Source organism: Acinetobacter sp. F-1, assembly GCF_022869025.1.
GTDB lineage: Bacteria > Pseudomonadota > Gammaproteobacteria > Pseudomonadales > Moraxellaceae > Acinetobacter > Acinetobacter pseudolwoffii.
Window position 1 is genome coordinate 97,870 of the sequence record NZ_JAJKFX010000005.1, and the last position, 20,940, is coordinate 118,809.

Annotated in this window: 21 protein-coding genes; 9 read left to right on the top strand and 12 right to left on the bottom strand. The window is 43.7% G+C overall.

The features are described 5' to 3' along the window. Positions 1 to 33 precede the first annotated feature (33 nt). Entirely contained in the window at positions 34 to 1,194 is a 1,161-nt protein-coding gene (locus tag LOZ91_RS06665; RefSeq protein ID WP_005170476.1) for an iron-containing alcohol dehydrogenase, read from the bottom strand. A gap of 120 nt (positions 1,195 to 1,314) precedes the next feature. Here LOZ91_RS06665 and LOZ91_RS06670 point away from each other — a divergent pair, with 120 nt between their 5' ends. Genes LOZ91_RS06670 through LOZ91_RS06685 form a run of 4 tightly spaced genes read left to right on the top strand, consistent with a single transcriptional unit; the run spans position 1,315 to position 5,049 of the window. Next, a complete protein-coding gene (locus LOZ91_RS06670) occupies positions 1,315 to 1,821 on the top strand; it encodes a low molecular weight protein-tyrosine-phosphatase (RefSeq protein ID WP_244782858.1) in 507 nt (168 codons plus the stop codon). 3 nt (positions 1,822 to 1,824) lie between these two features. After that, positions 1,825 to 2,865, top strand: coding sequence for a UDP-N-acetylmuramate dehydrogenase (gene murB / locus LOZ91_RS06675; RefSeq protein WP_244782859.1), 1,041 nt, complete (start codon positions 1,825 to 1,827; stop codon positions 2,863 to 2,865). A 1-nt stretch (position 2,866) separates the two neighbouring features. Further along, positions 2,867 to 4,006 carry a YdcF family protein gene (locus LOZ91_RS06680; RefSeq protein WP_244782860.1) on the top strand — a complete coding sequence of 380 codons (1,140 nt, stop codon included), beginning with the start codon at positions 2,867 to 2,869 and terminating at the stop codon, positions 4,004 to 4,006. Continuing rightward, a complete protein-coding gene (locus LOZ91_RS06685; protein WP_064096527.1) occupies positions 4,006 to 5,049 on the top strand; it encodes an alpha/beta hydrolase in 1,044 nt (347 codons plus the stop codon). The genes LOZ91_RS06680 and LOZ91_RS06685 overlap by 1 nt, the downstream gene beginning before the upstream one ends. A gap of 86 nt (positions 5,050 to 5,135) precedes the next feature. On the opposite strand, the gene LOZ91_RS06690 is transcribed toward LOZ91_RS06685, so the two are convergent. Then, positions 5,136 to 6,806 (bottom strand): FMN-binding glutamate synthase family protein, encoded by a 1,671-nt coding sequence (locus LOZ91_RS06690; RefSeq protein WP_244782861.1) that lies wholly within the window; start codon positions 6,804 to 6,806, stop codon positions 5,136 to 5,138. A gap of 497 nt (positions 6,807 to 7,303) precedes the next feature. Further along, on the bottom strand, positions 7,304 to 8,311 hold the full coding sequence (locus LOZ91_RS06695; protein WP_180097544.1) for a WYL domain-containing protein: 1,008 nt from the start codon (positions 8,309 to 8,311) through the stop codon (positions 7,304 to 7,306). A gap of 239 nt (positions 8,312 to 8,550) precedes the next feature. Here LOZ91_RS06695 and LOZ91_RS06700 point away from each other — a divergent pair, with 239 nt between their 5' ends. The 5 genes from LOZ91_RS06700 to LOZ91_RS06720 all read left to right on the top strand — a co-directional run bounded on the left by LOZ91_RS06700 (position 8,551) and on the right by LOZ91_RS06720 (position 12,772). Then, positions 8,551 to 10,110, top strand: a complete 1,560-nt coding sequence (locus LOZ91_RS06700; RefSeq protein WP_244782862.1) for a circularly permuted type 2 ATP-grasp protein — start codon at positions 8,551 to 8,553, stop codon at positions 10,108 to 10,110. Positions 10,111 to 10,132: 22 nt separating this feature from the next. Then, on the top strand, positions 10,133 to 10,735 hold the full coding sequence (locus LOZ91_RS06705; protein WP_005097250.1) for an alpha-E domain-containing protein: 603 nt from the start codon (positions 10,133 to 10,135) through the stop codon (positions 10,733 to 10,735). Then, positions 10,732 to 11,511: a transglutaminase family protein gene (locus tag LOZ91_RS06710; protein WP_074383227.1), complete on the top strand. Its 780-nt coding sequence runs from the start codon at positions 10,732 to 10,734 to the stop codon at positions 11,509 to 11,511. Before LOZ91_RS06705 ends, LOZ91_RS06710 begins: the two co-directional genes overlap by 4 nt. Positions 11,512 to 11,524: 13 nt before the next feature. Beyond that, on the top strand, positions 11,525 to 12,259 hold the full coding sequence (locus LOZ91_RS06715) for a proteasome-type protease (protein ID WP_244782864.1): 735 nt from the start codon (positions 11,525 to 11,527) through the stop codon (positions 12,257 to 12,259). An 81-nt stretch (positions 12,260 to 12,340) separates the two neighbouring features. Continuing rightward, entirely contained in the window at positions 12,341 to 12,772 is a 432-nt protein-coding gene (locus LOZ91_RS06720; RefSeq protein ID WP_191112145.1) for a BLUF domain-containing protein, read from the top strand. A 47-nt stretch (positions 12,773 to 12,819) separates the two neighbouring features. On the opposite strand, the gene alr is transcribed toward LOZ91_RS06720, so the two are convergent. The 9 genes from alr to cyoB form a co-directional block, all read right to left on the bottom strand. Further along, positions 12,820 to 13,890 carry an alanine racemase gene (gene alr, locus LOZ91_RS06725; protein ID WP_244782866.1) on the bottom strand — a complete coding sequence of 357 codons (1,071 nt, stop codon included), beginning with the start codon at positions 13,888 to 13,890 and terminating at the stop codon, positions 12,820 to 12,822. A 48-nt stretch (positions 13,891 to 13,938) separates the two neighbouring features. Beyond that, the gene (dnaB, locus tag LOZ91_RS06730; RefSeq protein WP_005097243.1) at positions 13,939 to 15,381 is read right to left on the bottom strand and encodes a replicative DNA helicase; all 1,443 of its coding nucleotides are present in this window, start codon (positions 15,379 to 15,381) and stop codon (positions 13,939 to 13,941) included. Positions 15,382 to 15,597: 216 nt separating this feature from the next. Beyond that, positions 15,598 to 16,044, bottom strand: a complete 447-nt coding sequence (gene rplI, locus LOZ91_RS06735; protein ID WP_004645413.1) for a 50S ribosomal protein L9 — start codon at positions 16,042 to 16,044, stop codon at positions 15,598 to 15,600. Positions 16,045 to 16,053: 9 nt separating this feature from the next. Beyond that, entirely contained in the window at positions 16,054 to 16,281 is a 228-nt protein-coding gene (gene rpsR, locus LOZ91_RS06740; RefSeq protein WP_005097242.1) for a 30S ribosomal protein S18, read from the bottom strand. 12 nt (positions 16,282 to 16,293) lie between these two features. After that, on the bottom strand, positions 16,294 to 16,680 hold the full coding sequence (gene rpsF / locus LOZ91_RS06745) for a 30S ribosomal protein S6 (RefSeq protein ID WP_004278789.1): 387 nt from the start codon (positions 16,678 to 16,680) through the stop codon (positions 16,294 to 16,296). A 433-nt stretch (positions 16,681 to 17,113) separates the two neighbouring features. Continuing rightward, positions 17,114 to 17,992 carry a heme o synthase gene (gene cyoE / locus LOZ91_RS06750; RefSeq protein ID WP_005097240.1) on the bottom strand — a complete coding sequence of 293 codons (879 nt, stop codon included), beginning with the start codon at positions 17,990 to 17,992 and terminating at the stop codon, positions 17,114 to 17,116. 10 nt (positions 17,993 to 18,002) lie between these two features. Next, the gene (locus tag LOZ91_RS06755) at positions 18,003 to 18,329 is read right to left on the bottom strand and encodes a cytochrome o ubiquinol oxidase subunit IV (RefSeq protein WP_244782868.1); all 327 of its coding nucleotides are present in this window, start codon (positions 18,327 to 18,329) and stop codon (positions 18,003 to 18,005) included. Beyond that, on the bottom strand, positions 18,329 to 18,946 hold the full coding sequence (cyoC, locus tag LOZ91_RS06760) for a cytochrome o ubiquinol oxidase subunit III (protein ID WP_244782870.1): 618 nt from the start codon (positions 18,944 to 18,946) through the stop codon (positions 18,329 to 18,331). The genes LOZ91_RS06755 and cyoC overlap by 1 nt, the downstream gene beginning before the upstream one ends. Positions 18,947 to 18,950: 4 nt before the next feature. After that, positions 18,951 to 20,939, bottom strand: coding sequence for a cytochrome o ubiquinol oxidase subunit I (cyoB, locus tag LOZ91_RS06765; protein WP_005097237.1), 1,989 nt, complete (start codon positions 20,937 to 20,939; stop codon positions 18,951 to 18,953). Position 20,940: the final 1 nt, after the last annotated feature.

Consider the following 20,940-nt stretch of genomic DNA (forward strand, 5'->3'; position numbering starts at 1 on the left):
CTCAGCTAGACAAGGCTTAGTGTGGAAATAGATTTAGGCATAAATCGCCTGGTAAATCTGGTAAGCGTCATCCAACTTGAGTTCGCGTGGATTGTTCTGCAACAGCCGGCTTTGTTGCATGGCATCTTCTGCCATAACCATCAACATCTGTTCTGGTACATTTAACTGCTTTAATTTTAAGGTTAAGCCGCTCTGTATCAGATGATTATTAAAATGATCAATAAACAGATCGGTCAGTCCATCATGACAACCTTTACTGTGGGGATCTAACCAGGTCATCAATTCGGCATAGAGCTGTTTGGCTACAGGTGCATTAAATTTTAAGACTTCGGTCAGCACCAAAGCATTGCTATGTCCATGCGACAGATGAAAATGCCCACCGAGTGGATAAGCCAGCGCATGCACGGCGGCAACCGGTGCGTTGGCAAAGGCTTGTCCGGCCAGCATGGAACCGACCAGCATATTTTGACGGGCATCTAGATCATGACCATCTTGCAGAACACGTTGCAAATTGGCATTCAATAATCTTAAAGCCTGTTTGGCCAGCATATCCGAATAAGGATTTTTCTTGTGTTTTGAGGTATAGGCTTCAATGGCATGTACCATGGCATCGATTCCGGTGGCAGCGGTAATCTGTGCCGGCAAATTCCGAGTGAAAGTCGCATCCAGAATAGCAATATCGGCATAGAGAATAGGCGCGACAATGCCGCTTTTGGTGGTTTCACCTGTAGTAACAATCGAAATTGGTGTGACTTCGGAGCCCGTTCCGGCTGTGGTGGGAACCAGAATTAGAGCTAAACGTGGCCCGGTGGCATTATCGACGCCATACAGATCGGAAAGCGTCTGATGCTGCTCAGGATGCGCCAAAATCGCAATCAGCTTGGCCACATCCATCGAGCTGCCACCACCAAAGCCTAGCACCACATCAATCTTTTCCTGCTTTGCAAAAGCTGCTGCTTCAAGCACTACGTTATCGGGCGGGTCAGCCTGAACATCTGAGTAAATCACATAATCCAGACCGGCAGATTCAATAATATCCAGAATCGGCAGATGTAATTGCTGCTTCAGCATACCCGGGTCAGTCACCAGTAGAAGACGTTGATAACGGCCATTTTTTAGAATTTTAAATAATTCCTGAATCGTGCCTAGTCCGGCAATGATATTGGGGACGGTTTGAAACTGAAAACGATTCATGGCGATATCCTTGATTTTTTTATTGCAAATACGAGATTATTCTATGGTTGTGAGATAGGAATCAGTATATAAATAACTTAACATAAGAATCCTTAAAATAAAGTAGCTCTGAGGTTGTTTATGTCATCCAGAACGCCATACAAGGTGTTATGTGTTTGTTTGGGGAATATTTGCCGTTCTCCCACGGCAGAAGTGGTACTCAGACATTATTGTGATGAACAGCAACTGAATATCGTGGTCGATTCTGCTGGAACCAGTAATTATCATCCCGGCAAGGCTCCGGACTTGCGTAGCCAAAAGCACGCGCTGAAACGTGGTTACGATCTTTCTGGCTTGCGGGCGCGTCAGCTGATTCCGCATGATTTTATTGATTATGATCTGATTCTGGCGATGGATTTGGAGAATTTATCCAATATCCAAAACATACAGCGTCTAGCCGAAACCGAGTTTGGTCATGTACGTGCAAAAGTGGCACTGATGAGTGAGCATGACCAGATCTATCCGAAACAGGCCTTGCCAGATCCTTATTATGGCGAAGCGGATGGTTTTGAACGGGTGCTCGATCAGTGCGAGTCCAGCAGCCGGGCATGGGTTGAAATTTTTAAACAGAATGTACACAAGGTTTAAGCGATGCAGATTCAAACTCAGGTTCAACTTAAACCCTTTAATACCTTAAATCTAGAAGCAGTGGCTTCCCACTATGCCCATATCCAGTCGACTGCTGATTTGCTGGCGGCACTGGATTTTGCTGAACAGCAGCACCTCAATGTGCTGATCCTGTCAGGCGGCAGCAATATGTTATTGCCGGAGCAGATTGATGCACTGGTTTTGCATATCGATATTCAGGGTATCGAAATTCTGGATGCTGATGATCAGTTTCAATATTTACGCGTTGGTGGTGGGCAGGGCTGGCATGAGTTTGTACTCTGGACCACGGCACAGGGTTTCTATGGCTTGCAGAATCTGGCCTTGATTCCCGGACGTGTGGGGGCTTCTCCGGTACAGAATATTGGTGCGTATGGCGTTGAAGTTGGCGAGTTTATTGCGTCTGTCGAAGTCTATGACCGTCAGTTAAAACAGTTTGCTTCGATTGGCGCTGCTGATTGCCAGTTTGCCTATAGACATAGTATTTTTAAAGATGATCCAAACCGGTATGTGATTACACATGTGACTTTTAAATTACTGAAACAGCCAGATCTGAAACTCAACTACGGTGATCTGAAGACAGCAGTGGGTGATAAGCTGACAGCGGAAAACTTGCAGCAACAGGTCATTCAGATCCGTCAAAGCAAATTGCCTGATCCGCAGGAATTTCCCAATGTGGGCAGTTTTTTTAAAAATCCGCTGGTCGATCAGGCGGTCTTTGACCAAATTGCAGCATCTTTCCCGAATTTGCCCCATTATCAGCAAGCCAATGCTCAGGTTAAACTGGCAGCGGGCTGGCTAATTGATCAGGCGGGCTGGAAGGGCAAACAGTTGGGGCCTGTGGGGATGTTTCATAAACAGGCACTGGTTCTGGTAAATTATGGTCAAGCCTCCCTGACTGATGTGCGTAAAACTTATCGTGCGGTACAGCAGTCGGTCTGGGAAAAATTCAAGCTGATGCTGGAACCGGAACCTGTATTGTTTGATAAAAATGGATTGATCCGTTCTCATCAGGATGACGAATGATATGAGTAAAACCCATTGGATGGTGCGTTTTGTACAAGTGGTCACTGGACTGTTTGTGCTTTTCGGCTGTCTACTGGTATTGGTCTATACGCCTTTCTATTCACAAATGATTGTTAAGGGCTTAAACCAGTTTGTATCTTTAGAGTTAAATGAAGTCGCTGCGCAAAGCCAGAAAATGGCAGCCCTGAGTGAGCATGAAAATCTGGAGCCCGGGTCAGATCTATGGATTGCCCGTCAGGCATATCTCAAGGTGATGGAACAGGATATCCAGCAAAATAATTCTGCCAACCTGATTCTGATCCAGGCACGTTATAAAGCGTTGCAACAGGTCATTGATGAACATCAGCGCGAGCAGCAAAATCAAAAAGCCGAGCAAAGTCCGCCCGCCCAAGTGCCTTTATTGTCCTCACAAGAACCGGCAGAGCCAGCCGATCCGGCAGCGAATGTCCGGGAATTACTGGAGTGGGATAGGAGTGAAAACAAGGAACGCATTGAGCAATATATGGAGTTTCTGACGACACATCCACTCGAGCAGAGGGAGGCTAGTTCAGTACAGGAAACTAATGGCGAAGAAATCCGGCAGGATTTGGCATTACTACAAGATCAGCAGCAGGTTAAACCAGCGAATCGCTCTCAGCCTTATGCCATTGTGGTACTGGGTGGTGGGTTAACTCTGGATGAGCAACGCAAAGAAATTGTCGTCAATAATTATACGCGACTACGACTGGAAACCACGCTGGCAGTAGAGAAACATTACCAGTTACCAATTGTCCTGAGTGGGGTCGAAGCACCATATATGCAGCGCTGGCTGAAAAATCACGGAGTTGATGCAAAATTACTGGAAGATCGCAGTATGAATACCTGTGAAAATACCCGTTTCAGTTCATTATTATTACAAAAGAAAGGTGGAGCACCTACAGTGATTCTGATTACTGATCGTTATCATATGCCGCGTACCCGCCGTTTATTTGCTTTAAATGGTATACAAACTATTCCGGTAGAAGCACCGATGCCAACGCCTTTGACCCGCTGGCGTCCAAGTGCACAAAATTATGATCATAGTCGTCGTGCCAATTATGAAATGTTGGCGACCATGCGCGATGTCTGGTTTGGGTCCAGTGACTGTCGGGAGGTGCCATAATGTCTGATATCCCATTTTTAAATCCCGCCGTTCTCAAACAGCTGGATTTACCTATTCCTAGTCGGGACATTACCCCACAGCTTTTGCCACCTTTGAACCTGAATCGTAGTGATCAACCGCCAATTGATTTGCAGTCCTATCGAAAACTTTATGGTTTTGATTTGCTGGACTGCAAACACTGGCAGGGCTATGTGCAGATGCCATTATTCAGGCTGCATGTACAGGTGTTTGAGCCAAATCTGGAAAATACCCGCTTTGACAAGATTCAGGGAACCGCTTTTCTGTTGCATGGTTATCTGGAACATAGTGGTATTTATCAGCCGATTGTAAAAGAGCTGCTGGAGCAGGGTTTTAGTGTGTTGACCTATGATCTGCCTGGACATGGTCTGAGTGATGGTTCATCTGCCAGCATTCAGAATTTTGATCACTATCAGCAGGTTTTGCATGCAGTACAGCGTTATGTACAGCACGCCTCACAATTACCTAAACCTTGGGTGGGGATCGGACAAAGTACCGGCGGTGCGATCTGGATGCATCATTTACTGGAATTTGCACAGCGTCGCGAAAATCCTTTTGTGGAACGGGTTCTGCTGTTATCACCTTTGATTCGACCTGCCAAAACTGCCTGGTGGCATAATTCGGTGGGGCTGGGCATTATTAGCCGCATCAAACGTGAAGTTCCCCGACATTTCAGACGTAATAATCATAATCCGGAGTTTCTGCGTTTTATCCGGCTTAAAGATCCATTACAACCGCGAATGATGGGCATGGATTGGATTTTAGCGATGTCGCGCTGGATGCTGGAAATGGAAGCACGACCTGCTTGCCGTATTCCGGTCTGGCTGGCGCAGGGTGCGCAAGATCAGACTGTGGACTGGCGCTATAATATTGAATTTATCCGGCGTAAATTCCGGCTCCAAACCTTATTGATGTTGGAAGAAGGTTCCCATCAGTTAATCAACGAGCGTGCAGATATTCGTGCTGCATTGACAGGCTTGATTCCAGCCTTTCTACATGCCCATGGCAGTAAAACTTATTATTAATTTATTGTTAAGAGAGTGAAAATTAAACATTCAAGTAAAAAAAAGGCGTTTTTTTAGAACGCCTTTTTATTTCTAACTATGTTGATTTAAAAATGTTCTAATTTGGCCAAATTCCACATCCGGAAGTAGAAGTTCTCATCATCCTTATTTTCACAAGATAATAATTCTCCCTCTTTCAACCAAAAATGAATCTGTGCAAAGTTTTTTATTTCGTGATTATTCACACGTTGTGCCAGATGATGCGCCTTAATGGCTGAAGGGTGTTTTAAACCTGCGGAAGCGATCAGTTCAGACAGGGCATGCAAGGTGTTTTTATGAAAATGAAAGACGCGTTCTGCCTTGGTTGGCACATGTAAGGCCTTTTGACGATCTTTATCCTGTGTGGTGACACCGACAGGACACTGGTTGGTATGACAGCTTTGAGCCTGAATACAGCCGACGGCAAACATAAAACCACGTGCCGAATTCACCCAATCTGCCCCAATCGCGAGCGTGCTGGCAATATCAAATGCACTAATAATTTTACCACTTGCACCAATTTTGATTTTATCTCTTAAACCTGCACCAACAAGGGTATTATGCACAAATAGTAAACCTTCTCTTAGGGGTGCACCGACAAAGTCGATTAACTCAATGGGTGCAGCGCCCGTTCCACCTTCAGAGCCATCGACGACGATGAAATCGGGATAAATCTGGGTGTGCAGCATGGCTTTGACCATACTCATAAACTGCCAGGGCTGCCCCAGACATAGCTTGAATCCGACCGGTTTTCCGTTGGAAAGTTCACGTAATCGTTGGATGAAATTCATCATTTCAATCGGGGTGCTAAAGGCGGGATGACTAGAGGGTGATACGCAATCATGTTCACGGCTGATGCCCCGGATTTGGGCAATTTCTTCCGAGATCTTGCTTTTAGGTAAAATACCGCCATGTCCGGGTTTAGCCCCTTGTGATAACTTGATTTCAATCATTTTTACTTGCGGTAATTTGGCTTGTGCCGCAAAGCGTTCCGGATCAAACTGTCCATCTAAGGTACGGCAGCCAAAATAACCACTGCCAATTTCCCAGACCAGATCGCCCCCATATTCAAGATGATAGGGGCTGATACTGCCTTCACCGGTATCATGGAAAAAATCACCTTTTTGAGCGCCGAGATTCAGCGCACGGATTGCATTGGCACTCATACTGCCAAAGCTCATGGCTGAAATATTTAAAATGGAAGCAGAGAAGGGCTGTGTACATTGCTCATTGCCGATCAGGATACGGAAAGTTTGTGGATCGGCCACCTTACATGGCGTCAAAGAGTGACTGACAAATCTATAATTGTCTTCATAGACATTGAGAATTGAACCGAAAGGTTTATCTGAATTTTCATTTTTCGCCCGCTGGTACACCAGACTACGTTGCATACGGGAAAAGGGCAGTGCATCGCGGTCGGCTTCAATAAAATATTGACGAATCTCCGGACGAAATTCTTCGAAGATAAAGCGGAAATGTCCCATGATGGGGTAGTTTTTCAGAATAGAATGCTTGTTTTGCAGTACATCATACAAACCCAACAGGCTCAGGAGTATACTCAGAATCCACAGGGTATTCACCAAAGTTTGCGGCATAAAATAATAGATATAACGCGGCGAATAACCGATATGGAATGTGGTAAAAATCACTGCAATCAGAATGCAGGCAAACCAGACTGAATGGCGAGAAAAGAAAGTATTGAGCAGCTTGTGCCGTACTAATTGAGCAGGGTTAGCCATTGTAAAATTAAGTCCCTATTTCTACTTCTATAGGGCTTTATGATGTGCAGAGCCAGGTATCTTATGCAAGCATAGAATTGTTATTCAATTTTATAAACTTGCCAAAAATCATACCCAGACAGGCAATCAATCAGTAGCAATTGCAGATAAATTTTGCGGAAAAATTCCTATAGAAAAAATATGCAAAGCACATATATTCTATTTATTTCACAGGCAGAGTGAATGCTTTTATAGTCGATTTATCACCCATACAGGAGTTATAAACCATGACAAAAAAATCCATTCGCTTTAATAATGCCGAACTGGCTTGCTCATGTCTCAGTTCTTTTTAAATATTGAGGTTTCATCCAATCTGCATTTCGGGGTATTAGAGAAAAGCAGGTTGGTACAGCGGTAGACCACCAGAACAATCATAAAAATACAAGCATAATTCTCCAATCCCCAATCTGGGGATTTTTTTATTCTGGAATTATTAAAGCTGAATGAAATCCATTTGGTTAAGGGTTTTCCTCATCCATCTGGCTAACTGCATTGGACACCATACTGGGTTCAATATGTTTAATCTTTTTACCAAAGCTGCGCAGCCACCACACCAGTTGTGAAGTAAAAGGAACCGTTGCACTAATCAGCGACATACCATTGTCCAGTTTTTCAATCTTCTGATCTTTACTGAGCTGACTTTCCTCAAAATAATGTGCATCCGATTCCGACATGCTCAGTTTTAGCATGACATTTTCAGTAGGGTGATTGAAATCCACCCGGAAGCCCAATGCACCAGAATCAATATATTCATCAATATCAAAATTCACCGGATGCAGGGCACGTGAATTGAGAACTACTGCCGATTTAAAACGGTGCAGGGCAAAGGTCTGAATATCAGATTTGTCATGACGGGTACAGACCAGATAAATGATGGAGCCTTTTTGCACCAAAGCCAGTGGATTGAGGATATAAGTCTTTTCTTCGCTGTTGTGACCGCGGCCCTGATAGACACATTCCAGCTGTTTGTCCTGCAACAAGCCTTCATATACCGCCTGCTGTGCAGTCTTATCCACGAAAGGTGGAATGAGCGGTTGGGTGGCTGGCACAATCCGTACCCGATTAATCCATTGGCGGACATTGTTTTGCGAGGACAGACTGCGGCGTGCCAGATCAAACCAGGGATTCATTTCTTCGATCAGGCTCGGTGGCAGCAAATGTTTTAAATGTTCTTCGACCATCATAAAGGTGACCGCCTGTGAGCTGGTCATATGCGGCAAGCTTTGCAGCGGTGCATCTGAGCGCCAACGCCAGCCTTGTGGTGTGGTCTTGCTGCTTTCGATTGGAAAGCGCTGCGCAATCTGGTTCAGGTCACGCTGAATGGTACGCAGGCTGATATCAATTCCTTCGCGATTCAAGATTTCCTGTAATTCACGTGTTCCCATCCATTTGCCGGTAGAAAGACGCGACAAGATTTGCCATTGGCGATACAGGCTATTCGAGGTTTCTTTTTCTTGTGCTGACATAATTTATTTTGCTGGCGATAAAGAGGATGGGATTTAGGCTTAGACTAACACAATAAAAAAACTCTCATTTTTTCGCAAGTCTTTCTGCGCAACAATTGTCCTACAAACTAAAAACAACTTGGTAAGAAATGGCATTGAGTTCAGGGCGCATTTATTAGATTAATGGTAGTCGCAATATAGGTTCAATGGCATGGATATTGCTTTGATTTAATTATAATAGATGATAAGACGAGGTTTGTATGCTTAAAGGAAATCGGGATACAAATGTAATTGAAAAAATTGATAATTTTAGTTCCCAAAATCTTGGGAAAAATTTTATAGAGGCTAAAACAGCAACGGTATCGACTACAGCAAATCCACAACTTTTATTTCAACAGTTGTCTTCAAAATTCTTTAATGAAATGCAGGATGAGCAAGTCATGTCCAGTCAGGCAAGTCAAAGACTGGAAGAATGGTTATCCCAACACACGCTGGATGAATTGAATGCTCTGAATCAGGTGGCAAAAGAACATTTTTTACATCATGGCATTAGCTTTACGGTTTACGAAGATAAAGAGGGGGTAGAGCGAAGCATTCCTTTCGATATCATTCCACGAGTGATTGACCGCAAACAGTGGAATATGGTGGCTCTGGGGTCGGCACAACGCGTGCGCGCACTGAATCTGTTTTTACATGACATTTATCATCAACAGGACATTTTAAAAGCCAATATCATTCCTGAGTTGCAGATTTTAACTCATGAGGCCTATCAGCCGCATATGTATCAACATAGCTTGAAAGGCGGGATTTATAGCCAGATTAGCGGGATCGATGTGATCCGTGATTCCAAGGGCGAGTTTTATGTATTAGAAGATAATCTCAGAACGCCATCTGGCGTGTCTTATATGCTGGAATGCCGCAAGATCAGTGAAAAACTGATGCCGAAAGTATTTGAGCAGTCCAAGATTGCCGGAATCGAGCAATATCCACAATTATTGAAAGAAATCCTGATCGAAAATGCCTACGTCGATAAGCCATTTGTCGTAGTACTGACTCCAGGACGTTTTAATAGCGCTTACTATGAACATGCCTTCCTTGCAAGGGAGATGGATGTGCCATTGGTAACATCACGTGACCTTTTTGTTGATGACTCGAAGGTTTATGTAAAAACTATACGTGGTCGCCAAAGAGTCGATGTTATTTATAGACGGGTCGATGATGCTTATCTCGATCCGTTATGCTTTAAACCGGAGAGTACCCTGGGTGTACCTGGCTTAATGTCAGCTTATTTACAAAATAATGTCCTGATTGCCAACGCACCGGGTACAGGTGTCGCAGATGACAAATCGATTTATCCATATGTCGATAAAATGATTCATTTTTATTTGGGTGAACAGCCAATACTAAAAAATGTTCCGACGTATCAATGTCGTAATCAGCAAGATTTAAACTATGTTTTGGCCCATCTGGACCAGCTGGTGGTAAAAGAAGCTCAGGGTTCGGGTGGTTATGGCATGCTGATTGGGCCACAGGCTTCGAAACAGCAAATTGAATTTTTCAGGGAGAAAATTTTAGCTGCGCCGCATTTGTATATTGCGCAGCCAACTTTGGACTTATCGGTTAGTCCGACTTTGACCAATTTTGGTATTGCTGAACGTCATATTGACTTGCGCCCATTTGTCTTAAGCTCGCCTTACCGTACTGAAATTGTGCAGGGTGGCTTGACACGTGTAGCGATGCAGCCCGGTTCACTGGTGGTGAATTCATCACAGGGTGGCGGTATTAAAGATACCTGGGTAGTCGACAATTTACATTCATAATATTCCAAAGAAGGAAAATGTCATGGTTTTGCTGAATAGCAATGCACAACATATTTTTTGGTTAGGGCGTTATTTATCTCGCACTCATTTTTTATGTGCGCGCTTTCCATTTTTAGAAGACGAAGCAGCTGTGGCCTATGCCCATGCTTTTTGTTTACCCGCTTTTGATGCCAGTTCCTTAAATGAATTGGTACTAGATTCAACTCAGACCGCATCTTTTAGCCAGCAGTTTAAAGTGGCTAAAGATAATATTCAGGAACTACGCGGAGTATTGTCTGCATCAGGCTATGCAGAACTAATGAAACTGATCAAAACTGCAGACAAAAATGCTGGTTATATTTGTGAAGTGGTGACTGAATGTGAAGATATTCTGGAAGCTGAATCTGCCGATATTTTTCTGTTCTTTAGCCTGGGACAATGTGTCGAACAGCTCGATCATCAGTTACGACTCGGTGAAGAAACCAGTACGACACTGTGCAAGATCGATGATGTAGTCAGAATTCTAGTGGAAATGGGCTGGGGTGACCTGGAGCAATACTGGGAACAGTTGCGTACAGAACCGAACCGGATTCAGTTCTATCAGTTTAGCGACCATATCCATCAACTGTTTGAGGCAGATGTATGAAATTGATGGTGAATCACCAAACGCATTATATGTATACAGCTGAGGTGAGGAACAGTATTCAGTACATCAAAATGATGCCTTCGAGCAATGCGCATCAACGGGTGCATTCCTGGGATATTAGTGTACCGGGGAATAAAGAAATCCGAAAAGATGCCTTTCATAATCTGTGGATGACCTGTAACCAGCGTGAACCTTATTATTCCTTAACGATCATGGCGCAAGGGATTGTCGAGCTGAATCCCGCGCATCAGACTGGACTGAATGATTCAATCAATCCCAATATTTTTTTACAGCCAACCGAATCAACGCAATGTAATGCAGCAATGAAAGATTTTGCACAAGCTCATGTTCCTGCATTAAGCCGTCAACGTCTGATTGAACTGGCACAGGCCTTGCTGGAACATGTCCCTTATATTTCCAATAGCACCTCAGTGCAAGGCTCTGCCATAGATGCCTTTGAAGCACGTCAGGGGGTCTGTCAGGATCATAGTCATATTTTCATTGCCATGTGTAAATATCTGGGCTTAGCTGCCCGTTATGTTTCTGGCTATTTATATGCACAAAATGCTTCACATCTGGCCAGTCATGCCTGGGCAGAGGTGTTTGTAGAGCAGACATGGTATTGTTTTGATGTGAGTAATCTGCTGTTTAGTCCAAGCTCGCATATTTATGTGGCCATTGGGCGGGATTATTGGGATGTAGCACCGGTACGCGGTGTGAGGGAGAAGGGCGGAGTGGAATCCATGCATTCCATTGTTCAGGTACTAGGATGTTAATAAGGACAAAAGAATGACGTATTGTTGTGCGCTACGTTTAGAGCAAGGTATGCTTTTTATTAGTGATACACGGACCAATGCCGGAGTAGATCACATTTCTGTATTTCGAAAGTTGTATACCTTTGGTATTCCTGGGGAACGTATGATCGTCATACAGGCATCCGGAAACCTGGCAACCACACAAGCCGTAATTGGTCATATCAAAAATCAGCTCGAACTGAAGCAGGAACCCAATATCTTGAGTCTGCACACCATGTTTGATGTTGCTGAGCTGGTGGGAAGTATGCTGAAAAAAGTGATTGCGAATGTTAAGAGCGATATTTCGGAACAAAGCAATTACTATTGTAATCTGCTGGTCGGTGGACAACTTAAAGATCAGGATATGCAGCTTTATCATGTCTATCCGCAAGGGAACTTTATCTGTGCCACACGCGATACGCCGTATTTCCAGATTGGTGAAAGTAAATATGGCAAGCCGATCCTGGATCGTGCGCTGACTTATGATATGCCGCTGGATGAAGCTTTGCGCTGTTCCCTGATTTCATTTGCATCGACCCTACGTTCCAATGTATCGGTCGGTATGCCACTCGATGTGCTGGTCTATAAAAAAGACAGTTTGATCATGCCACGAGGCAAGCGTATTGCCGAAGATGATGAGTATTTCACGGCAATCAGCCGGCAATGGTCAGAGACCTTGAAAAAAGGATTGGCAGAACTTCCAGTTCCCTCTAATGAGTATTTCTTATAAAAACCTATCGTGAGTCAGGTTTTTCGCGTACAGTGTTAACTTCTATGCGGTTCAGCATAATAAAAATAGAGAAGTTAGCGCATGTACCAATTTTGTTACGCCAGTAAAAGTACTTCTCCCAAAACTGACTTACTCGAAGATTTGGCGAATATCCTGAAAGAAGCTCGTGATTTTAATTACCAGCATCAAGTGACAGGTGTACTGTATTTCGCAGATGGGCATTTTTTTCAATGTCTGGAAGGTGAATGTCTTACTTTAAAGAGTCTGCTGGTGGAGCGACTGAATAAAGATCCACGCCATCAGGATATTAAATTATTTGAGACCAAGGAAATTGAATATCCAAGTTTCCCGGACTGGTCCATGAAATATATTTCCAAACGCAGTCAGATCCAGCAATTCTGTCGGGAAATGGGATTTGATGACTTTAATCCTTTTGCCTTTCAGCAAAGCCATGTCGATGCCTTATTAATGCAATTATGCATAGAACAGGGCGAAGAACAAAAGTCAGCCTAAAGAAAAAGCCTAACCTATGTTGGGCTTTTTTTACTTTGAAGACTAGATCAGACCATTTTGCGTAGTGGACGATTGCTCAGTCGGCATAATAGTTCATAACCAATCGTGCCATTCGCTTCAGCCACATCATCCACCAGACGGGTTTTACCCCAAAGTTCGACTTCTGTGCCCAATTGCACTTCTAACCCTGTGACATCAATAGCGATCATATCCATCGCTACGCGGCCGATCACGCGAGTTTGCTGGCCATTAATCGCGAGATAGTTCTGTTTAGGGAAAGCGCGAGGGTAGCCATCACCATAGCCAATTGAAACAATTGCTAAAGTCATGTCCTGTTCAGCTGTGAACGTAGAACCGTAACCGACATGCTCACCCGCTTGAATCTCATTCAAGGCAATAATCTCGGCGGTAAAGGTCATGACCGGTTTTAGATCCAGATCATGCACATCACGATCTGCAAATGGAGTCGCGCCATAAAGCATGATCCCGGGACGGACAAAATCAAAATGCAATTCTGGATATTTATAAATGGCTGCTGAGTTACAACATGAACCCATCAATGGTGCACAGTCATTTTTAATTTCTAAGAATTGACGGATTTGTTCATCATTCAGCGGGTGATCAGCATCGGCATTGGCAAAATGCATCGCCAAAACACAAGTAAAACCTTCAGCTTTGAGTTGATTGATCACGTCTTTAATTACATCAATTTTAAAGCCAAGACGGTTCATCCCGCTATTCAGCTTGACCCAGACTTTCAGGTCTTTGGCGATATAAGCATCTTTATGTGCCAAGAGCCAATCGACCTGTGCCTGCTGATGCACAATCACTTCAATATTCTGATCAATCACGATTGGCATTTCGTCTGCAACAAAAACACCTTCGATGAGCGTGATCGGCTGTTGATAACCCAGTTCACGAATTTCCAGGGCTTCTTGTAAGCATGCGACACCAAAAGCGTCGCTTGCACTTAAGGCTGCCAGGCAGTCTTTAACTCCATGTCCGTAAGCATTGGCTTTGACCATACTGACGATTTTAGCGGTTGGGGCAAGTTGTTTGACACGGTTTAAATTATATTGCAGTGCTGCACTGTCAATATAAACTGTAGCTTGGCGCACCCTAAATTACTCCTGGAGGGACGATGGAAATCTGATGATTGAGCTTGTTTACTCTTCATCATCATACTGAGCATAAAACTCAGGTGAGAGATTACTAAAACGGGTATATTGACCTTCGAAAGCCAGACGTACCGTACCAATCGGGCCGTTACGCTGCTTACCAATAATAATTTCAGCAGTGCCGGCTTCCTTTGATTCCTTGTTATAAACCTCGTCGCGGTAAATGAACATGATCAAATCGGCATCCTGCTCGATTGCACCGGATTCACGTAAATCGGACATCACCGGGCGTTTATTGGGGCGGTTTTCCAGGGCGCGGTTTAACTGGGAAAGTGCAATCACAGGGCACTGCATTTCTTTGGCTAAGGCTTTTAAACTTCGTGAAATTTCCGAGATCTCGCCGACACGGTTGTCGCCCATACCGGGTACTTTCATCAACTGAAGATAATCGACCATGATACAGCCGAGTTTGCCACCATGCATTTTGGCAATACGACGGGCACGGGAACGTAATTCAGTTGGTGGCAGGGCAGAGGAATCATCGATATACAGGTTTTTTTCCTGTAAATGCACAATGGTACTGGTCACTTTTGACCACTCATCGCTGTCCATTTTGCCTGAACGCAAATGCCCCTGATGCACACGGCCAAATGACGAAATCAAACGCATGGCAATCGAATCCGCTGGCATCTCCATAGAATAGACCAGCGCCGGCAGGTTGTTATTAAATAAAACGCTTTCGACCAGATTCATGGCAAAAGTGGTTTTACCCATGGACGGACGCGCTGCGACAATAATCAGGTCGCCGGATTGCATGCCTGAGGTTTTATTATCCAGTTCCACAAAACCTGTGGTTAAACCGGTAATGCTACCTTCCATTTGTGATAATTCATTCAATTTATCAAAAACATCGGCAACGACAGAGTTAATCGGTTTAGGCCCTTGCGCCTTGGCATTGTTATTATGTTGTTCTGCAATCGAGAAAATATTGGTTTCAGCCAAGTCCAGAATTTCACTGACGGTACGGCCTTTGGTGTCATAGGCATTTTGTAAAATTTCAGAGCTGACTTTAATCATGCTGCGCAGGGTGGAGAATTCTTTAATTTTGCCTGCATAGGTTTCCAGGTTGTAGAAACTCGATGGCGAGTCTGCCATGAGCTGCATCAGATATTCTTCACCACCAATGGCATCCAGCAAGTTCTGCTTGATCAGCCAGTCATGCACCAGTACCGCATCATAAGGTGAGTTTTCTTTAGAGAGTTGATCAATGGCGCGGAAAATATATTTATGTCGGGTCGCATAAAAATCATTTTCAGTCAGCACATCACCGACCTGTTCAAAAGATTCGGCAACGGTCATTAATGCAGCAAGTACGGCTTGTTCAATCGCTAAATTGTGCGGTGGAGTACGAAATTCCTTGAGATTGCTGTTCTCAGTACTGATTTCGATATTAGCGCTGGTCGGCTTTTTGCTGGCATTCGCCTGTGACATATAAATCCCTGATTTTAAATACAATGGTTAAACATTATCGGAGATGAATAGCTTTTATTCACTACGACATGAAATCATACGCGTTCTGAAATCAAATGCGAAGGGTAAATTTTCATTTGTATGGGTAATAAAATAATTTTTAAGCAGGAGATACCTGTCATTTTTTTATAGATAAAAAAAGAGCATGCTTTCGCATGCTCTTTTTGAGGCGAGAAATTACTCAGCTACGATAGTAACCAGAACTTCTGCAGTAACATCATGGTGCAATTGGATTGCGATGTTAAATTCGCCAGTGTGACGAAGTGCGCCATTTGGAAGACGTACTTCTGCACGGTCTACTTCTAGACCAGCATTTGTCAACGCGTCAGCGATGTCACGAGTACCGATAGAACCGAATAGTTTACCTTCGTCACCAGCTTTCGCAGTGATTACGATATTTACTTCGTTCAATTGGTCAGCACGTGCTTGAGCAGCAGCTAAAACATCAGCTTCAGCTTTCTCAAGTTCAGCACGACGAGCTTCAAAAGCAGCAGTGTTTGATTCTGTTGCAGCAACTGCCATACCTTGTGGGATAAGGAAGTTACGGCCATAACCAGCTTTAACTGATACTTTATCGCCTAGTTTACCTAGGTTTTTAATGCGTTGTAATAAGATAATATCCACAGCTCAACCTCACTTATGATTGTCAGTGTAAGGGATCAAAGACAAGAAGCGAGCTTGTTTAATAGCTAGCGCCAATTGACGTTGGTAACGAGCTTTAGTACCTGTAATACGGCTAGGAACAATCTTGCCGTTTTCAGTGATGTACTGTTTTAAAGTGTCGATATCTTTGTAGTCGATGTACGTAACGTTCTCAGCTGTAAAGCGGCAGAACTTGCGACGACGGTAAAAACGTGCCATGTTATGTTCTCCTTAAGCTTCAGCAGAGTCTTGAGCGTGTTGTGCTTCTTCACGTTGAGCTTTACGCGCACGTTTTTCTTCAGCACTTTTCGCCAATAGTGACTCTTCAGTGATTGCGTTTTCACGACGGATGATAAGGCTACGAATGATTGCATCGTTATAACGGAACAATTCTTCAAGCTCATCAAGAGTAGTCTGACCACACTCAACATTCATAAGAATGTAGTGAGCTTTGTGGATCTTGTTGATTGGGTAAGCCAATTGACGACGGCCCCAGTCTTCAAGACGGTGGATTTGACCTTCAGCTTCTTTGATGTGAGTTAGGTAGCGTTCTACCATACCAACGACTTGATCGCTTTGATCAGGGTGTACTAAAAGTACGATTTCGTAATGACGCATTGTCAGCTCCTTACGGTTTGGACAGCCCCAATTTAAGTAAATTGAAGCAAGGAGTCACAACCAAGGTTGTGTCGCAGTGTTTGCGAAGGGTGAATTGTAGAGATTTTCGAGGATAATTTCAACCAGATAAGCCATTTTTGTGAAATTATATCTATTGCCAGATTCTCTTATCAAAAAGTCGTTATATTTTTAATCAGGCTTAAACTGCTTAAATTTATTAAATATACTGTTGATCATATCAACCGACTCTTTCTAGGCAGGAATTGGCCTAAACCTATGAATGTGACTCTAAAACAAAAATGAGTGAATTTCACAGAAGATAAGAAAGGAGGGGACGAGCGCTTAAAGCTGAAATTTTGATTCTGCAAACAGATGCTCGGAGTGGGGGGATAAAATCAAAATAAAAAAAGATAGAGGCGAACTCTCTATCTTTTTAAAAAAACACTATCTGTGTAGATGGCGCAGTTGAAGTAAAGCTAAATACAATACTGATCACGGTAATCAGGATGACAGAGAACAGAAAATATTTCTTTGCCCAAAGCTGATCATTTTCAGCTTTAAATCCAATGACACCGATATACAACCAGTAAATGCACAATAGATTTAAAATGACTGCATACAACCAATTGGCATAGCCATATACAAATAATGCATTCATGGTCAGGGTGAATAACACCACATACAAAAGTGATTCGATCTTGGTACGATGAATCGAGCGCGCCACAGGCAAAATGGGAATGCCTGCATTTTTGTAATCATCAAAGCGGTAAACCGCAATTGCCCATGAGTGAGGCATTTGCCACAACGCATAACCTAAAAAGATCAGTAATGCACCCAGGTCAAATTGATTGGCCACAGCGGTATAGCCAATGACAGGCGGAGCTGCACCAGAAATACTGCCGACTACAGTTTGATGAATTGTGGTTCGTTTTGTCCATAGGCTGTAGAAACCAACATATACAACAAAACCAATCACCGCGAAAAGAAAAGCGTACGCATTTACCCAGAACCATAAAATGCTAAAACCAATGAGGCCTAAGACCAGAGCAAAAGCCAAGGCAACAGGTTCAGAGATGGTTTTGATGACCAGAGCACGATTTTGTGTGCGCTGCATTTTTTGGTCGATGTCCTGGTCAATCACGTTGTTGACCACACATCCTGATGCTACGACAAGCGTAGTACCGAGAAGGGTAATAAGCAGGAGAAGGAAATCTACAGAACCTTGAGTGGCTACGAAGTAGCCACCCAAAGTGGTAACAAAGTTACCGAAGAGAATTCCTGGCTTAGTCAGGAATAAATACTTTTTCAACATGACGACCAGTTTAGATCATCATGTTGTAGTGTAGGTAATTCATGATCCATACAGAACCTACTAAAAGAATAGCGATGGTTAAGATGGTATACACGAACGCAATCACGTTCCAGCGTTGCTCTGAAGAAGAGTTCATATGCAGGAAGTAAATTAACTGCACAAGAATCTGAGCAACCGCAGTAATCGCAATTACTGCAATCAAGATACCGCGTTCAAAACCGCCTGCCATCACCATACCGAATGGAATTACGGTAAGGATGACAGAAAGTATGAAGCCAATTGTATATTGCTTAACGTTACCGTGTGATGCACCAGCTGAGTTGTGATCGTGACTCATTACAGAACTCCCATCAAGTAAACTACGCTGAATACACAGATCCAAACGATGTCAAGGAAGTGCCAGAACAAGCTTAGGCAAGCTAGACGACGCGTGTTTGCAAGAGTCAAACCATATTTCTTGATTTGAACCATTAACACGATCATCCAGACCAGACCAGAAGTTACGTGAATACCGTGCGTACCTACCAAGGTAAAGAACGCAGATAAGAACGCACTTGTGCTTGGACCGTGATCCGCATGAACTAAGTGATTGAACTCATATAGTTCCATGCCGATGAAGATAGCACCGAATACCCAAGTAATCGCTAACCAAGTCAGTACTTTTGCAACGTCTTTTTTGTATGCAGCAAGAACTGCAAAACCAAAGGTTACAGAAGAGATCAAGAGAGCGAAGGTTTCAGTCAGAACGAAACCTAAAGAGTCGCCAAACAGGTCTCTCGCACTTGGAGTACCCACAGGAATGTGGCTACTTAAAACAGCGAACGCAATGAAGAGTGTACCGAACAGGACAAGGTCACTCATCAAGTAAGTCCAGAAACCAAAGACGGTGATGTCAGTATCATCGTGATGATGCTCATCGTGTCCGTGGTTATCGTGATGAAGTACTTCAGCCATTGTCTTAGTCCTTCTTCAAGTGTTTTTCAAGAATCGCATAGCGTTCGTTTTCAATACGCTCAACTTCAGCAGCAGGAACATAGTAATCCACTTTCTTGGTGAAAGAAGACACGATGAAGCTAATGATAGAAGCAATGAACGTAACAACTACTAACCACCAGATGTGCCAGATTAAACCGAAGCCCATTACAGTGATGAACATCGCGATAACGAAACCAGCAGCACGATTCGTTGGCATATGGATATCTTCATACTTCGTTGGTTTTGCATATGCAACACCATTTTCTTTCTCAACCCAGAAAGTATCAATACCATTGATCTTTGGAAGATGAGCAAAGTTATAGAACGGAGCAGGAGAAGATGTCGACCATTCAAGCGTACGACCATCCCATGGATCGCCAGTCAAATCTAGACGTTGGTCACGTTGTAGGAAACCAACCACAATTTGCATCACGAAACATACAATACCAAGTGCAATCAGAACTGCACCAAACATTGCAATATTTACATACGGATCCCAGTCTGGGTTGTCAAATGTATTCAAACGACGAGTCATACCCATGAAACCAAGGATATAAAGTGGCATGAATGCAAAGTAGAAACCGAAGAACCAGAACCAGAATGCTGCTTTACCCCAAGTTTCATTCAGTCTCCAACCGAACATTTTCGGCCAGTAGAAGATGATACCTGCGAACATCGCGAATACTACACCACCAATAATTACGTTATGGAAGTGAGCAATCAGGAATAAAGAGTTGTGTACCAGGAAGTCCGCTGGTGGAACTGCCATCAATACACCTGTTAAACCACCGATACCGAAAGTCACAAGGAAGCCAAGTGTCCATAGCATTGGGGTAGTGTAAACAATACGACCCTTGTACATGGTGAACAACCAAGAGAAGATCTTCACACCTGTAGGAATCGCAATAATCATGGTCATGATACCGAAGAACGCGTTAACGTTGGCACCTGCACCCATAGTAAAGAAGTGGTGAACCCATACAACGAATGACAATACTGTGATTGCTACTGTTGCATACACCATGGATTTGTAACCGAACAATGCTTTGCGCGAGTAAGTCGCAACAACTTCTGAGTAAATACCAAATGCTGGTAATACCAAGATATACACTTCTGGGTGACCCCAAGTCCAAATCAGGTTTACATACAACATTGGGCTACCACCCAGGTCATTTGTAAAGAAGTGGAAATCGAAGTAACGGTCAAGCGTTAGCATTGCAATTGTTGCAGTCAACACCGGGAAAGCAGCAATAATCAATACCGCTGTACATAAAGATGTCCAGGTAAAGATTGGCATTTCCATGAGTTTCATGCCAGGCGCACGCATTTTGATGATGGTAACAAAGAAGTTAACACCCGTTAATAGCGTACCTAGACCTGAAATTTGCAGTGCCCAGATGTAGTAGTCCATACCTACGCCTGGAGAATATTCGATACCTGACAGTGGAGGGTATGCCATCCAGCCTGTTGCAGCGAATTCACCTAACGCAAGTGAAACCATCATCAGACCCGCAGCGCCGGCAAATAACCAGAAGCTGAGTGAGTTCAATAATGGGAATGCAACGTCACGTGCACCGATTTGAAGCGGCACAGAGATGTTCATTAAACCAACTACAAGACCCATTGCCACGAAGAAGATCATGATCACGCCATGCGCGGTAAAGATCTGGTCGTAATGCTCAGGGTGTAAATAACCTTCGCCGCCACCTTTTGCAAGGAACTGCTGAAGACGCATCATGATCGCATCGGCGAAACCACGCACCAGCATGATCACAGATACGAAGATATACATGATACCAATTTTTTTATGGTCTACAGATGTGAACCATTCGTTCCACAAGTAGCCCCATTTTTTGAAGTAGGTAATACCAGCAACAACTGCGATAGCACCCAAGATCATCATTGCAACAGTTGCCAATACGATTGGATCGTAAGGAATTGCATCTGGACCTAACTTACCTAAGAAGCTCATG

Coding starts and splice junctions, on each gene's coding strand:
- LOZ91_RS06665 (WP_005170476.1), bottom strand. CDS start 1,194: ATGAATCGTTTTCAGTTTCAAACCGTCCCCAATATCATTGCCGGACTA.
- LOZ91_RS06670 (WP_244782858.1), top strand. CDS start 1,315: ATGTCATCCAGAACGCCATACAAGGTGTTATGTGTTTGTTTGGGGAAT.
- murB (WP_244782859.1), top strand. CDS start 1,825: ATGCAGATTCAAACTCAGGTTCAACTTAAACCCTTTAATACCTTAAAT.
- LOZ91_RS06680 (WP_244782860.1), top strand. CDS start 2,867: ATGAGTAAAACCCATTGGATGGTGCGTTTTGTACAAGTGGTCACTGGA.
- LOZ91_RS06685 (WP_064096527.1), top strand. CDS start 4,006: ATGTCTGATATCCCATTTTTAAATCCCGCCGTTCTCAAACAGCTGGAT.
- LOZ91_RS06690 (WP_244782861.1), bottom strand. CDS start 6,806: ATGGCTAACCCTGCTCAATTAGTACGGCACAAGCTGCTCAATACTTTC.
- LOZ91_RS06695 (WP_180097544.1), bottom strand. CDS start 8,311: ATGTCAGCACAAGAAAAAGAAACCTCGAATAGCCTGTATCGCCAATGG.
- LOZ91_RS06700 (WP_244782862.1), top strand. CDS start 8,551: ATGCTTAAAGGAAATCGGGATACAAATGTAATTGAAAAAATTGATAAT.
- LOZ91_RS06705 (WP_005097250.1), top strand. CDS start 10,133: ATGGTTTTGCTGAATAGCAATGCACAACATATTTTTTGGTTAGGGCGT.
- LOZ91_RS06710 (WP_074383227.1), top strand. CDS start 10,732: ATGAAATTGATGGTGAATCACCAAACGCATTATATGTATACAGCTGAG.
- LOZ91_RS06715 (WP_244782864.1), top strand. CDS start 11,525: ATGACGTATTGTTGTGCGCTACGTTTAGAGCAAGGTATGCTTTTTATT.
- LOZ91_RS06720 (WP_191112145.1), top strand. CDS start 12,341: ATGTACCAATTTTGTTACGCCAGTAAAAGTACTTCTCCCAAAACTGAC.
- dnaB (WP_005097243.1), bottom strand. CDS start 15,381: ATGTCACAGGCGAATGCCAGCAAAAAGCCGACCAGCGCTAATATCGAA.
- rpsR (WP_005097242.1), bottom strand. CDS start 16,281: ATGGCACGTTTTTACCGTCGTCGCAAGTTCTGCCGCTTTACAGCTGAG.
- rpsF (WP_004278789.1), bottom strand. CDS start 16,680: ATGCGTCATTACGAAATCGTACTTTTAGTACACCCTGATCAAAGCGAT.
- cyoE (WP_005097240.1), bottom strand. CDS start 17,992: ATGTTGAAAAAGTATTTATTCCTGACTAAGCCAGGAATTCTCTTCGGT.
- LOZ91_RS06755 (WP_244782868.1), bottom strand. CDS start 18,329: ATGAGTCACGATCACAACTCAGCTGGTGCATCACACGGTAACGTTAAG.
- cyoC (WP_244782870.1), bottom strand. CDS start 18,946: ATGGCTGAAGTACTTCATCACGATAACCACGGACACGATGAGCATCAT.
- cyoB (WP_005097237.1), bottom strand. CDS start 20,939: ATGAGCTTCTTAGGTAAGTTAGGTCCAGATGCAATTCCTTACGATCCA.